Raw genomic sequence first — 14,386 nt, forward strand, 5'->3', positions numbered from 1 at the left:
AGCTGTAGTCGATACCCAAGGTCAGGAGACCGAGGGAGGTAAGACCATGAGCAGAGGTAAGTCTGGACTGAATATCAGCAGGACTTCAGGTGGTGGGCTATCACTGTGATTAACTAACTATGGTCTGGACCTGTTGTTAATGTAATAATATAACATAACAGATAGGAGCTTTATGTCTATGACTTCCGCAGACCTGAAGTCCCTCCTGACTCTGGTCTATAAACTCGTGTTCCTCTCTGTGGGTCTCTACATGGTCCTCTCTGGTCGACTCGGTGTGGATGTGTTCGACACTCTGTCTAAGGCTGTGGGTGGACTTCTAGGTCCTTAGGTTTGGACTCACAGTGGGACCGATGGTTTCTGACAGAAAAATGTGAATGACCATCTAATACATTAAGCCAGCAGACTTCCCCCCATAGGCCCACCTCAAGTCCAGACCGAGGCCACCGGGGGTCCTGACCAGCCGTCTAGACATCCCGTCTAATGACACAAGTCTGGCACAAAGAATGACACAAGGTCTTGACTCAATGCAGGACCTCAGGCCTACTAAGGGTCCGCTTCAAGTCCTTGAAGTTCCAGATAAATTTAATCGGTACATCAAGCTTATCTTTACCGCGCACTCCATCGCGGGTTGCGGTCATTTCCGGACCCCGGGCGATGGCGTCGGTCCAGCTAAAGCAGGATATCTGGGTCTTGATGGGATTATCCGGCAGCGGCATGCGTTCAATCGTGATGGTGTAGGTTGATTCTCGTGCACCGCTATTGCCGCCGTTGATGCCAACGTTGCCGGTCAGGATTGGCAGCATCGCGATCGCGCGCGAAGTCAGTTCGCCGTTAGCCTGACGTTGTGGACCCCAACCCTGACAAATATACGCCGGTTTTGTACTACCGATTTCTCGTGCCAGTTTAATGATGCGCTCGGCCGGGATCCCTGTAACATGCGAGGCCCATTGGGGCGTTTTAGCGACACCGTCATCGCCATTGCCAAGTATATAGGCCTTGTAATGTCCGTTAGCGGGGGCGTCAGCGGGTAGGGTTTTCTCGTCATAACCGACGCAATATGTGTCAAGGAATGCCTGGTCGACGAGATCTTCGTTAATCAGGACCCAGGCGATTCCCGCCACCAGTGCGGCATCGGTTCCCGGACGGATAGGGATCCACTCATCTTCACGACCCGCAGCGGTATCGGTATAACGCGGGTCGATGACGATCATGCGGGCGTTAGAACGCTCGCGGGCCTGCTCAAGGAAGTATGTTATGCCACCGCCGCTCATGCGCGTTTCGGCAGGGTTATTGCCGAACATCACCACCAGCTTCGTGTTTTCAATGTCGGAAGTACTGTTGCCGTCATTTGAGCCGTAGGTGTAAGGCATTGCCGCCGCGATTTGTGCGGTACTGTATGTGCCGTAATGGCTCAGGAATCCGCCATAGCAGTTCATCAATCGAGCGACCAGCGAGGCATAAGGGGAGGAGCGAGTAATATTGCCGCCGACAATGCCAGAGGTGTAGTTGATGTACACGGCCTCATTACCGTATTTTTGTACGGTATTTTTTAAACTGGTGCTGATGGTATCCAGCGCTTCCTGCCAGGTTATGCGTTCGAATTTACCCTCACCGCGTTTGCCCACGCGCTTCATAGGATAATTGAGACGATCCGGATGATTGATCCGTCGACGGATTGAGCGTCCACGTAAACAGGCACGCACCTGGTGCTGACCATAAATATCGTCTCCGGTCGTATCAGACTCCACCCATACGACCTCGTCATCTTTGACGTGGAGTTGCAGGGCACAACGACTGCCGCAGTTCACGGAACAAGCGCCCCAAACCACTTTCTCTTCAGCCGGTTGTATCGCCTGTTGTACCGCAGCAGCTGCGGTGCGCATCCCAAAAGGTAACGATAACCCGCTAGCGGCAAGCGCCAACGAACCTATAGCCGAGGATTTCACTAACATCCTGCGGCTAATGCCTCCATATTGCTCAGTATCAGACATAACTCACTCCATTATAGTTATCGCTATATATTAATCTCTACAGCGAAATTAATAGCATGCTAATAATAGAGTGAGTTTACCCATTTATGAGTATGGCATCTTAATGCATATCAAACTGGAGTAACCCTCCGCGTACGGAGGGTATGATTTATTGCGGTTCGGCGACGTGCCCGTCCTGTGCAGGCGAGCTGTTGGCAGGGGCGTTTCCACTGTTAGTCCGGGTGTAGAGAATTTTGTGCGTATCGTTTGCACAATGTCCTACCACCAGTGAATCAGGTTGATCGGCCTGATCGTTGGGGACAATGTTCAGCGTAAAACTGGACTCTGCGACGCCATTATTGATGATGCGCTGCTCGATATCGCTTTTCACGCGTTCACATGACGCAGGTGCGGCCAGAACCTGTGGGGATGCAACTGCCAGTAAGATCGCGGCAATTCCTGTTACGTATTTCATCATCAGCTCCTTTATGATCGACATAGACTAAGATTAGCATTTCTGGTGTAAATAACTGTATTTGCTAATATGATTGAGAATTATCTTCTTATCCCGGTGAAAAATGTGAAGAAACAGACCCTGTTAGGTTTCCTGTGTGTCGTGCTGGTCGGGTGTGATAACGCCAAAGGGCTGGTTTCCTTTACGCCGGAAATGGCCAGTTTTTCCAATGAGTTTGATTTCGATCCGCTGCGCGGGCCGGTGAAAGATTTCAGTCAAACGCTGCTCAACGACAAAGGTGAGGTCACCAAGCGCGTCGCTGGTACCCTGTCACAGGAAGGGTGTTTCGATACACTTGAACTGCACGATATCGAAAACAATACCGGTATGGCGCTGGTCCTGGATGCTAACTACTATCGGGATGCCGAAACGCTGGAAAAACGGATCCGTTTACAGGGCAAATGCCAACTGGCGGAACTGCCTGCTGCAGGTGTGGTGTGGGATACCGACGATAACGGTTTTGTCGTTTCCGCCACGGGGAAAGAGATGAAGGTGCAGTATCGATATGATGCCGAAGGTTACCCGCTGGGCAAAACAACCGTCAGTAAGGACAGTACTTTGCAGGTTGATGCTAAACCGTCGGTTGACCCATTGAAGAAGTTAGATTACACCGCGGTGAGCATGCTCAACAATCATCCGTTAGGCAATGTCAAACAAACGTGCAAATACGATGAATACGCAAATCCGATCAACTGCCAGCTTGTTATCGTTGATGAGAGCGTGAAGCCGGCAGTTGAACATCATTACTCGATTGAAAACACAATCGACTACTACTAGTCGTGTTTACTGAGCGGTAGGCGGCAGCAGATTAGGGCCTGCCGTTTTGTGCTCTGCCAGATACTGCTGCTGGAAGATACACATACGAATCGTGTTGCGGTATTGGCCGTTGATAAAGAACTCATGGATCAGCTCGCCTTCCACCATAAAACCGAGTTTACGGTAAATGTGGATAGCCTTTTCGTTCTCTTTATCGACGATCAGATACAGCTTATAGAGGTTGAGTACGGTAAAGCCATAGTCCATTGCCAGCTTTGCTGCCCGTGAGGCCAGACCCTTCCCCTGATATTCCGGCGAAATAATAATCTGGAATTCGGCCCGGCGGTGTACATGGTTAATTTCAACCAATTCCACCAGCCCGGCTTTTTCACCGTCGCACTCCACCACGAAGCGGCGTTCGCTTTGGTCGTGGATGTGTTTGTCATACAGGTCTGACAGCTCAACAAACGCTTCGTAAGGCTCTTCGAACCAGTAGCGCATTACGCTGGCATTATTATCAAGCTGATGGACGAATCGTAAATCTTCACGCTCCAGCGGGCGCAACTTAACACTGAGGGCGCTAGTCATATCGTATCCTTTCAATATCCTTCAAAGTACAATGATTATGGGGCAACGGAACGGCCAGTTCGGCGGTCGAGGCAGCGCAGGGTGTTAGGTTCCCAGTACGCATTAATATTAGCGCTCTGCTCGCACTTATCACGGCTATCAAAGGCCGTATCGGCTTTGTCCCACTCTTTCTCTGCACGTTTATTGACTTTCTGGCGAAGCTGACGCGTATCGTTCCATTGTTCCTTTTCCATTGCGGCTTGTTGACGACTTTGCGCACTGTCTCCGGATTCAATGACCAGTTTACTGGTTTCAGCAAATGCGGAAGAGGTGTACACAGCCGCAGCCAGCGTCAGCATAGCCGTCAGGCACAGGCGTTTGGTCAGTGTAATTTTCATGGTGAATTCCTTTTATGGGAAAGGGTAAAAACGATAAAACAGGGTTAAATTCTACACTATTCCAGTTTGCGGGCATACCCACCCGGTGGATATGGATACGCTAACGAGATTCTGTCGTATCATGGTTAAACCGAAGGTAACTGAATAACATCAATGCTTAAGACCACATTTCTTTTTTTCATCACCGCGTTATGCGAAATCATTGGCTGCTTTTTACCCTGGCTTTGGCTTAAGCGAGGAGCTACAGCCTGGTTGCTGATACCCGCCGGGGTGTCACTGGCTTTATTCGTCTGGTTGCTGACACTGCATCCGGCAGCCAGCGGGCGTGTATACGCAGCCTATGGCGGTGTTTACGTGGTGACCGCGCTGCTATGGCTACGTATTGTCGATGGTGTAAAACTCAGTTTATATGACTGGTCTGGCGCGCTGGTGGCGTTGTGCGGCATGCTGATCATTGTGGCTGGATGGGGGCGCGCATAGCGCCTTTTTTGTGATCAAACAGCGCTTTTTTGATATTCATACTTGTATGGTAGTAGTTCAGTTGAGTAAATTTCCTGCATCACAAGAACAGATGTAGGGAATAAGAAATGAAGATTGTTGGGGCTGAAGTGTTTGTCACCTGTCCTGGGCGTAATTTTGTAACGTTGAAAATTACGACAGAAGATGGGATCACCGGGCTGGGAGATGCCACGTTAAATGGACGCGAGCTGTCCGTGGCGTCCTATCTGAAAGATCACGTGTGTCCGCAGCTTATTGGTCGCGATGCGCATCGTATTGAGGACATCTGGCAGTTTTTTTACAAAGGCGCGTACTGGCGTCGTGGGCCGGTCACCATGTCGGCGATTTCCGCCGTGGATATGGCTCTCTGGGACATCAAAGCGAAAGCGGCGAATATGCCGTTGTACCAGTTGCTCGGCGGTGCTTCTCGTGAAGGGGTTATGGTCTACTGCCACACCACAGGCCATACCGTTGATGATGTACTCGAAGATTATGCGCGTCATAAAGAGATGGGCTTTAAAGCGATTCGCGTGCAGTGCGGCGTGCCAGGCATGAAAACCACTTACGGTATGTCTAAGGGCAAAGGACTGGCCTACGAACCCGCCACCAAAGGGCAATGGCCGGAAGAACAGTTGTGGTCAACGGAGAAATACCTGGATTTCACGCCAAAACTGTTTGCCGCCGTGCGTGACAAGTTTGGTTTCAACGAACATCTTTTACACGATATGCACCACCGTCTGACGCCAATTGAAGCGGCCCGTTTCGGCAAAAGCATTGAACAGTACCGTTTGTTCTGGATGGAAGATCCAACACCAGCTGAAAACCAGGAGTGCTTCCGCCTGATCCGCCAGCATACCGTCACGCCGATTGCGGTAGGGGAAGTGTTCAACAGCATCTGGGACTGTAAACAGCTTATTGAAGAACAACTGATCGACTATATCCGCACCACCATCACCCATGCGGGTGGTATCACCGGTATGCGCCGGATTGCTGATTTCGCGTCGCTGTATCAGGTTCGTACCGGTTCACATGGACCTTCCGATCTGTCGCCTGTGTGCATGGCCGCCGCGCTGCATTTTGATCTGTGGGTGCCGAACTTCGGCGTACAGGAATATATGGGCTATTCCGAGCAAATGCTGGAAGTGTTCCCACATAACTGGACCTTTGATAACGGCTATATGCATCCAGGAGACAAACCTGGTCTTGGGATCGAGTTTGACGAAAAACTGGCGGCGAAATATCCGTATGACCCTGCATATCTGCCCGTTGCTCGCCTGGAAGATGGCACGCTGTGGAACTGGTAAATATAAATTTTACGTACGAAAGATGTTGATTAACCCAATACCCTACAGAAGGTTAAACTTATGGTTAGTTCAGTCGATATTAAAAATAACGTAGATAATAAGCCTATTATTCGTCGAGTGGCTTCAGCATCCGCAATTGGTACTGCTGCTGAGTATTATGATTTTTTTGCATACGGGACTGCAGCTGTACTCTTTTTTGGTCATCTATTTTTCCCGAGTGACGATCCGTTAATAAGTACTCTCGCTGCTTTTGCAACCTATGCTGTTGGTTTCCTTGCAAGACCATTAGGAGGAATCGTCTTTGGGCATATTGGCGATAAGGTTGGGCGTAAAAAAGCACTGGTTATTACTATATTAATTGTTGGTTTGGGGACGTTCTGTATAGGGTTATTACCTACATATGAGAAAATAGGTGTCTGGGCTCCAGCTTTACTTATTTTTATTCGTGTATTACAGGGATTTGGCGTTGGAGGTGAGCAAGCTGGTGCAGTACTGATGACGGCTGAATATTCTGAACCCAAACATCGTGGATTTTTTTCCAGTTGGGTTCAAATCGGTGCGCCGGTTGGTTTCCTCCTGCCGTTAGCGCTCTTTGCGCTGTTAAATGCCACACTTTCTCCAGAGGCAATGATGGATTACGGGTGGCGTATACCGTTTCTGTTGAGTCTGTTGCTGGTTATTGTTGGACTGTTTATCCGCTTAAAAATTGATGAATCACCTGTCTTTGCTCAGATTAGGGAGACAAAAGCAGAAGAATCACGTCCATTAGTTGAAGTTATCCGCGATTTTCCTGGCATTGTTGTCAAGGGGGTCTGCGCGAAACTGATTGAAGCTTGCACATTTGCAATGTTCACAGTGATTGTTTTGGCTTACGGCAAGGCAAACAATCTTGATGCTAATATTTTGATGGAGACAATGATCGTTGCGGTCATAATAGAAATAATTGCAATACCGTTGATGGGGTCGCTATGCGATAAAATTGGACGTAAACCAGTCTATATTATCGGTGCGCTGCTGCAGGTCGTTATGATTATTCCTTTCTTTCTTGCGATTAATCAGGATAGTTTTTGGCTTACACAAATAGTAATGATCCTGGTACTGAGTGTTGGGCATAGTATGTGTTATGCACCTCAGGCTTCTTATTTTCCGGAGCTTTTCCCAACTCATATTCGCTGTAGCGGAATAGCTTTAATTTGGCAACTGGGGTCGCTAATAGGCAGTGGCATTCTTGGACTGGTAGCAGTAAAAATTCTGCAAGTAACAGGTGGACATTACTATGGACTTGCAACCTATGTGATTGTACTTGGAGTTATCTCAATTATTGGTTTGTTGATGATGCCGGAAACCGCTCCGCAAAGACTTAAGCGTGAATATCAGCAGTGGCAGAAACATTAATATCCTTTGGCGGCAGTATGCCGCCAAATTCACTGACTTTGGTATATAACTCAATAAATGATGTCATACCAATCATAAAAGCTTAATGCAAATCAAAACATACAACCATACAGGCGTTACTCTGGAACAGTCCTGATTTCATTTATAAGTAGGCCATACCATGCAAAACAAGCTCTTAGCGGCAAAGGCTGCACTTCCTGACTACGATCGTACAAAACTGGTTCCGCGTATTGTTCATCTGGGGTTTGGCGCGTTTCACCGCGCACATCAGGGTGTTTACGCTGACATTCTGGCCGCCGATCACGGCAGTGACTGGGGCTACTGCGAAGTGAACCTGATTGGCGGCGAGCAGCAGATTTTCGATCTGAAACAGCAAGATAATCTGTATACTGTTGCAGAGATGTCTGCTGATGCCTGGACTGCGAGAGTCGTGGGCGTGGTGAAAAATGCATTGCATGCGCAGGTTGATGGTCTGGAAAGCGTACTGGCAGCGATGTGTGAACCGCAGGTCGCGATCGTTTCCCTGACCATCACCGAGAAAGGATATTGCCATTCTCCGGCGACCGGCCAACTGATGTTAGACAACCCGATGATTGCAGCCGATCTGCAAAACCCCAAACAGCCTAAAACTGCGCCGGGCGTGGTGGTTGAAGCCCTGGCGCGTCGCAAAGCTGCGGGTTTAGCCGCCTTTACCGTGATGTCCTGCGATAACATGCCAGAAAACGGTCATGTGATGCGCAATGTTGTCATTGCATATGCCCGAGCGGTAGATATGGAACTGGCCGCGTGGATCGAACAACATGTGACATTCCCATCAACAATGGTTGACCGCATTGTCCCGGCGGTTACGCAGGAGACGCTGGACAAAATTGAACATATCACCGGTGTACGCGACCCGGCAGGCGTGGCATGCGAACCGTTCCGCCAGTGGGTAATTGAAGATAACTTTGTTGCCGGCCGTCCTGAATGGGAAAAGGCCGGGGCGGAACTGGTAGCTGATGTCATTCCGTTTGAAGAGATGAAACTGCGTATGCTCAACGGCAGCCACTCTTTCCTTGCGTATCTTGGGTATCTGGCGGGATATCAACATATTAACGATTGCATGGGCGATGAAAACTATCGTCTTGCTGCACGTGCGCTGATGTTGCAGGAACAAGCACCTACGCTGAAAGTAAAAGGTGTTGACCTACAGCGCTACGCCGATCTGTTAATTGAACGCTACAGCAATCCGGCGCTGCGTCATCGTACCTGGCAGATCGCCATGGACGGTAGCCAAAAACTGCCGCAGCGTATGCTTGATTCCATTCGTTGGCACATTGTGCACGGTAGTGACTTTGCGCTGCTGGCACTGGGTGTCGCTGGTTGGATGCGTTACGTCGGTGGTGTGGATGAACAGGGCCAGGCGATTGAAATTAGCGATCCACTGTTGCCGGTGATCCAGAATGCGGTGCGTAGCAGCAACGAGGGCGAAGAGCGCGTTCAGGCGCTGCTGGCAATCGATGCTATTTTTGGCCGTGAACTGCCACAGGTTGAACTGTTCAACCGTCAGGTCACACAAGCGTATCTTACTTTACTGGCTGAAGGGGCGAAGGCGACGGTTGCGAAGTATGCAGCAAAACTGAAGTAACGAAGATTATGTTTTATGTCGCCATCTGGCTTGCAACGGCCAGATGGCGCTGTGTTTTCTGGCATTCACACCAATTAGTTCATGCCTAAACGAATCAGCTCGAGGGGGGCGTATTTGCCTTCACATCCTTCGATTTCCACTGTTTTTCCGCGGCGAATCTGCTCAGCGGTCAGGCCATCGGTATCTATTGCTGTAATGCGGCCTGTGAGTCCGGTGTCGCTGATCATGACGCGGCTGCCAGTGGTGATTGCGTTACGGTTACGATCGTATGTTTTCATGGTGTTTTCTCCTTTCCAACTTACCGTCAAAGCCCGTGGGCTTTTAGTCCCACGTAACGGGCGCAATATAAATACGCTTCTCGTTAATGATTTTTTTTGTTTTCGATCAAAATCACAGCTTTTTTTATGCAGTTATGCGGGCGCGGGGAAAACGCAGGAGAAACTCACCCCGGAGTGAGGTGAGCGTAGTATTAATCTTCGCTGAACCAGTCGCTATTTTCCTGACGAATAAGCTGAACGGACTCACCAATTTCCTGAAGATGGAGCATCATTGCGCGCTCGACCGCATCGCCATCATGCTTCTCAAGGGCGGCAAAGATATCGTGATGCTGGCGTAGCAGCATTTCAGGCGGGGAAATATGATCCAGGCTCATATAACGAACGCGGTCAATTGTAGCCTTTATATTCTCAACGGTATCCCAGGCGAGTTGGCACTCGGCGATTAAAGCCAGTTTCTGATGAAACTCATCATCAAGCTGGAAGAAATCATTAATCTGTTTTCGGTCAATTGCGATGCGCTGCTGATGCAAATTCTGTTCAAGCTGATAGCACTGTTGATCGTTGATCAGCGATGCGGCACGACGTACCACAGCACATTCAATTGCCTGGCGAACAAAACAGCCGTTTTGCACCTGCGACAGCGAAATTTTATTCACGTAGCTGCCACGCTGCGGGCGGATCTGAATCAGACCGTTCTCGGCCAGTTTGATGAATGCTTCTCGTACCGGCTGGCGTGACACATTAAAACGTACGGAAACCTCTTTCTCCGACAGCGGTGTACCGGGTGCTATCAGACAATGCACGATATCACGGCGAAGAATACGGTAAATCTGTTGATTTACTGGCTGTGTAGGGTTGAGCTGCGTTTCTACGGTCATTCATTCTTACTTTTTAGAGAGTTAACCCGGATATTTTATCACTTCTTTCAGGCTATCTATACCCGGCACAAGGCCGGGCAGAGAAATTAGCTCCGGTGGATACTCAGCCCGGCAAAAGACTGTGTGACAGGCATCATTTCAAGGGTATTGATATTGACATGAGCCGGTAAAGAAGCCACCCACCATACCGCTTCTGTAACATCTTGCGGAGTCAGCGCCGTGGTATTTTCGTAGGCTTTTTCAGCTTTGGCGTCATCACCTTTAAAACGGACATTAGAGAACTCCGTACCGCCAACCAGACCCGGCTCGATGTCGGTAACGCGAATTGCAGTGCCGTGTAAATCAGTACGTAAATTCAGGCTAAACTGGCGAACAAACGCTTTGGTCGCACCGTAGACGTTACCGCCAGCGTATGGCCAACTGCCCGCGGTAGAACCGATATTGATAATATGACCGCGGTTGCGTTCAACCATGCCAGGCAGAACGGCACGGGTCATATAAACCAGCCCCTTGTTGTTGGTGTCGATCATATTCTCCCAGTCTTCAATGCTGGCCTTGTGAGCAGGCTCAAGGCCCAGCGCCAGACCCGCGTTGTTGACCAGAACATCAATATTGCGCCATTCAGCAGGAAGGGCGTCCATCATCTCTTCAATCGATGCACGATTACGTACGTCCAGTTGCGCGGTATAGAGGCGGTCACCCAATTCCTCTTTCAGTTCCTGCAGGCGCTCCTGGCGGCGTCCGGTGGCAATAACTTTATGCCCATTCTCAATAAAACGACGCGTAATGCACTCACCAAAACCTGCGGTTGCTCCGGTTACTAAAACGATCATCTCACTGTTCCTCAACGCTTTTTATGTCGTACTACCATAGCACGTCATTTCCGTTCAGAGCTATTCCTGCGTAACGCGATTGCGGTTGATCCCTGGGAAGTCTACTCTGGTAAACAAATCGTTTTCAGGAGTGAAAGATGTCGTTAACGAATCCTTTTTTACGTCACAGCACGTTGCCGTACCAGGCACCGCAGTTTGATCAGATAGAGGTGCAGCACTATCGCCCAGCGTTCGATGAAGGCGTGCGGCAAAAACGTGCAGAGATCGAGGCGATTGTGCAAAACCCGCAGGCCCCTGATTTTGCCAATACGTTGCTGGCGCTTGAACAAAGCGGCGCTTTGCTGACACGCGTAACCAGCGTTTTCTTCGCGATGACGGCGGCGCACACAAACGATGAACTACAGCGCCTTGACGAAGAGTTTTCCGCAGAACTGGCGAGCCTTGCCAATGATATTTATCTCAATGGCGCGCTTTTTTCGCGCGTTGAAGCGGTCTGGCAACAGCGAGGTTCGCTGGGGCTGGATAGCGAATCATTACGCTTGCTGGAGGTCATCCACCAGCGTTTTGTATTAGCCGGCGCGCGTCTGAATGAGGTCGATAAAGCGAACCTTAAAGCGCTCAATACAGAGTCCGCCACGTTGACCAGCCAGTTTAATCAACGTCTGCTGGCGGCGAACAAGTCCGGTGCTCTTGTGGTGGATGATGCACGTTACCTGGACGGACTCAGCTCAGAGGAAATTGCTGTTGCCGCCGAAGCTGCAAAGGAGAAAGGGCTTGAAGCGCGTTGGGTTATCCCGCTATTGAACACGACTCAGCAACCGGCGCTTGTGGCGTTACGCGATCGCCAGACCCGTGAGAATCTGTTCAACCGCGCATGGACGAGAGCAGAAAACAATGACGCTAACGATACTCGGGCGATTATTCAGCGACTGGTCGAGATCCGGATGCAGCAGGCGAAACTACTCGGTTTTGCCAATTACGCCGCCTGGAAAATTGCCGATCAGATGGCAAAAACACCGGAAGCTGCACTCAATTTCATGCGGGCGATTGTTCCCGCTGCGCGAGCCAGGGCATTGGATGAACAGGCCGAAATTCAGAATGTTATCAATCACGAACAGGGGAAATTTAACGTCGAGGCCTGGGACTGGGCATTTTATGCCGAGCAGGTTCGTCGTGAGAAATATGCACTTGATGAGGCGCAGCTCAAACCTTACTTTGCCCTTGATACGGTGCTGAACGAGGGCGTTTTCTGGACAGCTAATCAACTCTTTGGCATAAAATTTATAGAACGGTTCGACATTCCTGTTTATCACCCGGATGTTAGGGTATGGGAAATATTCGATCACGATGGCGTAGGGCTGGCGTTATTTTACGGCGATTTCTTTGCCCGGGAATCGAAAAGCGGTGGTGCCTGGATGGGCAATTTTGTTGAGCAATCGCAACTCAATGAAACCCGGCCGGTTATTTACAACGTGTGTAATTATCAAAAACCAGCAAAGGGTCAGCCTGCATTGTTATTGTGGGATGATGTTATTACGTTATTTCATGAGTTTGGGCACACGTTGCACGGCCTGTTCGCCACTCAGCGTTATGCCACGCTTTCAGGGACCAACACTCCGCGTGATTTTGTTGAGTTTCCTTCGCAGATCAACGAACACTGGGCGAGTCATCCGCAGGTCTTTGCTCGTTTTGCTCGTCATGTTGATACCGGGGAGCAAATGCCGCAGGCGTTGCGGAATAAGATGCAGCGGGCCAGCCTGTTTAACAAAGGTTACGACATGACCGAACTGCTCAGTGCCGCATTGTTGGATATGCGTTGGCACAGTCTGGAAAAGAGCGCGTTATCTCTTTCGGTCGATCAATTTGAACAGCAGGCGCTGGCGGCTGAAGGTTTGGATCTCAAGGCTGTGCCGCCTCGTTATCGCAGCAGCTATTTTGCCCATATTTTCGGCGGCGGCTATGCCGCTGGTTATTACGCCTACCTGTGGACGCAAATGCTGGCCGACGACGGCTATCAGTGGTTTGTAGAGCAGGGCGGATTAACTCATGAAAACGGGCAAAAGTTCCGTGAAGCGATTTTGTCCCGCGGTAACGGTACTGATTTAACTGAACTTTATCGCCAATGGAGCGGGCGTGATCCAAAAATGGAGCCAATGCTGGAACATCGTGGTTTGAGCGCGTAAGGTTTGTTCAGAGGGGGAAAGTCCTCAATTCAGCTTAGCTAAACATAATGACGCCGATAAATTCATCATTGTGCTGAAAAGGAAATTACGCTGTAGGCCGGATAAGCGAAGCGCCATCCGGCTGCTTGTAACAGATTGCCGGATGGCGGCGTAAACGCCTTATCCGGCCTACTGCTCACTATCTTTTCGTGCATCCCCAACCGGGTGTAACGCCCGGTTTTTATATTACCTAAGAAATAACCTTGCAATTTAGGTCTCTAACCGGAAAAGATAGCTATAAAAAGCTTAAAGCATACACATCAGCTTTCTTAGCGGTTTTTATCTATCCGCGAAAATAAAAAGCTCAATGGCCGTGTTCAATTTGAGTCTGGTATGAACTGAGTGATGTACGCTATGCGGCGACCAGTGGCATAGCGCAATGCTATTGTTAATCGCGGCTTATTAATTACTATTAAAAAATTTACATAAATTTTCTTTTTTATCGTTAAGATAATTCCATCAGAAACGCTCGAACAGGGAGGGAGAACGTGATGATGAGAAATACGAAGGAAATAGATGCAATTTTGATTGAGTTGAACAAGTCCATTGATGCCCACTACAAATGGTTAGTGACAATGTTCCGCTGCGTGGTGTCTTCAGATGTTACGCAGCCAGATATTATGGGTGAAAACTCGCATTTTGCTTGTCGATTTGGACAGTGGCTTAATAATCAATCACGGTACAATGAGGATGATTGTAGTTACGTAAGCAAGATAAGCGCCACCCACGAAAAGATGCATTTATCAGGCAAGAAATTGCTAATGGCTATCGTGGAGAATCGTAGCCATTCATGGCATTTCGACAGCTTCCAGGATGCGCTGCTGGCATTTACTTCATCTGTAATGGACTACAAAATATATTTATTGAGTATCCGCAGTAATATCGACGCATTAACAGGTTTACCTGGCAGAAGAATGCTCGATGAGTCTTTTGATCGGCAGTTGCTCGATGCCGAACCGCTTAATCTTTATATATTGTTGTTAGATATCGATCGTTTTAAATACGTTAACGATACCTACGGCCGGTGATGCTGCCAACTTACTGATTTAGTGTATGATGGTGTTTTTGAGGTGCTCCAGTGGCTTCTGTTTCTATCAGCTGTCCCTCCTGTTCAGCTACTGACGGGGTGGTGCGTAACGGCAAAAG

General features: G+C 49.3%; 13 protein-coding genes and 2 pseudogenes. 8 read left to right on the plus strand and 7 right to left on the minus strand.

All coding sequences use genetic code 11. The annotated features are described in order from the left end of the window. Positions 1 to 566 precede the first annotated feature (566 nt). Both ACHHZ7_RS20690 and ACHHZ7_RS20695 read right to left on the minus strand, forming a co-directional pair. Positions 567 to 1,991 (minus strand): annotated as a pseudogene (locus ACHHZ7_RS20690) (molybdopterin-dependent oxidoreductase); the annotation flags it as partial. 148 nt (positions 1,992 to 2,139) lie between these two features. Beyond that, positions 2,140 to 2,448, minus strand: coding sequence for a DUF1161 domain-containing protein (locus ACHHZ7_RS20695; RefSeq protein ID WP_008784729.1), 309 nt, complete (start codon positions 2,446 to 2,448; stop codon positions 2,140 to 2,142). A gap of 102 nt (positions 2,449 to 2,550) precedes the next feature. Between ACHHZ7_RS20695 and ACHHZ7_RS20700 the strand changes: the two genes are divergently transcribed. Next, complete coding sequence (locus ACHHZ7_RS20700; RefSeq protein ID WP_081003631.1) at positions 2,551 to 3,261, plus strand: YnfC family lipoprotein; 711 nt, start codon at positions 2,551 to 2,553, stop codon at positions 3,259 to 3,261. A 6-nt stretch (positions 3,262 to 3,267) separates the two neighbouring features. On the opposite strand, the gene speG is transcribed toward ACHHZ7_RS20700, so the two are convergent. Together speG and ACHHZ7_RS20710 are read right to left on the minus strand one after the other, a co-directional pair. Beyond that, the gene (speG, locus tag ACHHZ7_RS20705; protein ID WP_008784731.1) at positions 3,268 to 3,828 is read right to left on the minus strand and encodes a spermidine N1-acetyltransferase; all 561 of its coding nucleotides are present in this window, start codon (positions 3,826 to 3,828) and stop codon (positions 3,268 to 3,270) included. 35 nt (positions 3,829 to 3,863) lie between these two features. After that, on the minus strand, positions 3,864 to 4,205 hold the full coding sequence (locus ACHHZ7_RS20710; protein ID WP_008784732.1) for a DUF1283 family protein: 342 nt from the start codon (positions 4,203 to 4,205) through the stop codon (positions 3,864 to 3,866). A gap of 153 nt (positions 4,206 to 4,358) precedes the next feature. On the opposite strand from ACHHZ7_RS20710, the gene ACHHZ7_RS20715 reads away from it, so the two are divergent. The 4 genes from ACHHZ7_RS20715 (at position 4,359) to ACHHZ7_RS20730 (ending at position 9,029) form a co-directional block, all read left to right on the plus strand. Further along, positions 4,359 to 4,685, plus strand: coding sequence for a YnfA family protein (locus ACHHZ7_RS20715; protein ID WP_008784733.1), 327 nt, complete (start codon positions 4,359 to 4,361; stop codon positions 4,683 to 4,685). Between the two features lie 107 nt (positions 4,686 to 4,792). Beyond that, positions 4,793 to 6,007 (plus strand): starvation-sensing protein RspA, encoded by a 1,215-nt coding sequence (rspA, locus tag ACHHZ7_RS20720; protein ID WP_003832907.1) that lies wholly within the window; start codon positions 4,793 to 4,795, stop codon positions 6,005 to 6,007. Between the two features lie 60 nt (positions 6,008 to 6,067). Further along, entirely contained in the window at positions 6,068 to 7,402 is a 1,335-nt protein-coding gene (locus ACHHZ7_RS20725; protein WP_051642672.1) for an MFS transporter, read from the plus strand. 160 nt (positions 7,403 to 7,562) lie between these two features. Continuing rightward, positions 7,563 to 9,029, plus strand: a complete 1,467-nt coding sequence (locus tag ACHHZ7_RS20730) for a mannitol dehydrogenase family protein (protein WP_060682229.1) — start codon at positions 7,563 to 7,565, stop codon at positions 9,027 to 9,029. A gap of 74 nt (positions 9,030 to 9,103) precedes the next feature. Here ACHHZ7_RS20730 and ydfZ read toward each other — a convergent pair whose 3' ends face one another. The 3 genes from ydfZ to ydfG all read right to left on the minus strand — a co-directional run bounded on the left by ydfZ (position 9,104) and on the right by ydfG (position 11,018). Beyond that, positions 9,104 to 9,307 carry a putative selenium delivery protein YdfZ gene (gene ydfZ, locus ACHHZ7_RS20735; protein ID WP_003032393.1) on the minus strand — a complete coding sequence of 68 codons (204 nt, stop codon included), beginning with the start codon at positions 9,305 to 9,307 and terminating at the stop codon, positions 9,104 to 9,106. A 191-nt stretch (positions 9,308 to 9,498) separates the two neighbouring features. Continuing rightward, the gene (locus ACHHZ7_RS20740; RefSeq protein ID WP_003032396.1) at positions 9,499 to 10,185 is read right to left on the minus strand and encodes a GntR family transcriptional regulator; all 687 of its coding nucleotides are present in this window, start codon (positions 10,183 to 10,185) and stop codon (positions 9,499 to 9,501) included. An 86-nt stretch (positions 10,186 to 10,271) separates the two neighbouring features. Beyond that, positions 10,272 to 11,018, minus strand: a complete 747-nt coding sequence (ydfG, locus tag ACHHZ7_RS20745) for a bifunctional NADP-dependent 3-hydroxy acid dehydrogenase/3-hydroxypropionate dehydrogenase YdfG (protein WP_020996406.1) — start codon at positions 11,016 to 11,018, stop codon at positions 10,272 to 10,274. 137 nt (positions 11,019 to 11,155) lie between these two features. On the opposite strand from ydfG, the gene dcp reads away from it, so the two are divergent. From dcp to ACHHZ7_RS20760, 3 genes and pseudogenes are all read left to right on the plus strand, one after another. Beyond that, complete coding sequence (gene dcp, locus ACHHZ7_RS20750) at positions 11,156 to 13,201, plus strand: peptidyl-dipeptidase Dcp (protein ID WP_060682228.1); 2,046 nt, start codon at positions 11,156 to 11,158, stop codon at positions 13,199 to 13,201. Between the two features lie 530 nt (positions 13,202 to 13,731). Then, positions 13,732 to 14,262: pseudogene (locus ACHHZ7_RS20755) on the plus strand (diguanylate cyclase domain-containing protein); the annotation flags it as partial. Between the two features lie 56 nt (positions 14,263 to 14,318). Further along, the coding region (locus ACHHZ7_RS20760) for an IS1 family transposase (RefSeq protein WP_096257578.1) at positions 14,319 to 14,386 on the plus strand (68 nt) is incomplete at its 3' end.

Origin of the sequence: Citrobacter freundii complex sp. 2024EL-00216 (genome assembly GCF_043945515.1) — a bacterium.
Taxonomy (GTDB): Bacteria; Pseudomonadota; Gammaproteobacteria; order Enterobacterales; family Enterobacteriaceae; genus Citrobacter; species Citrobacter portucalensis.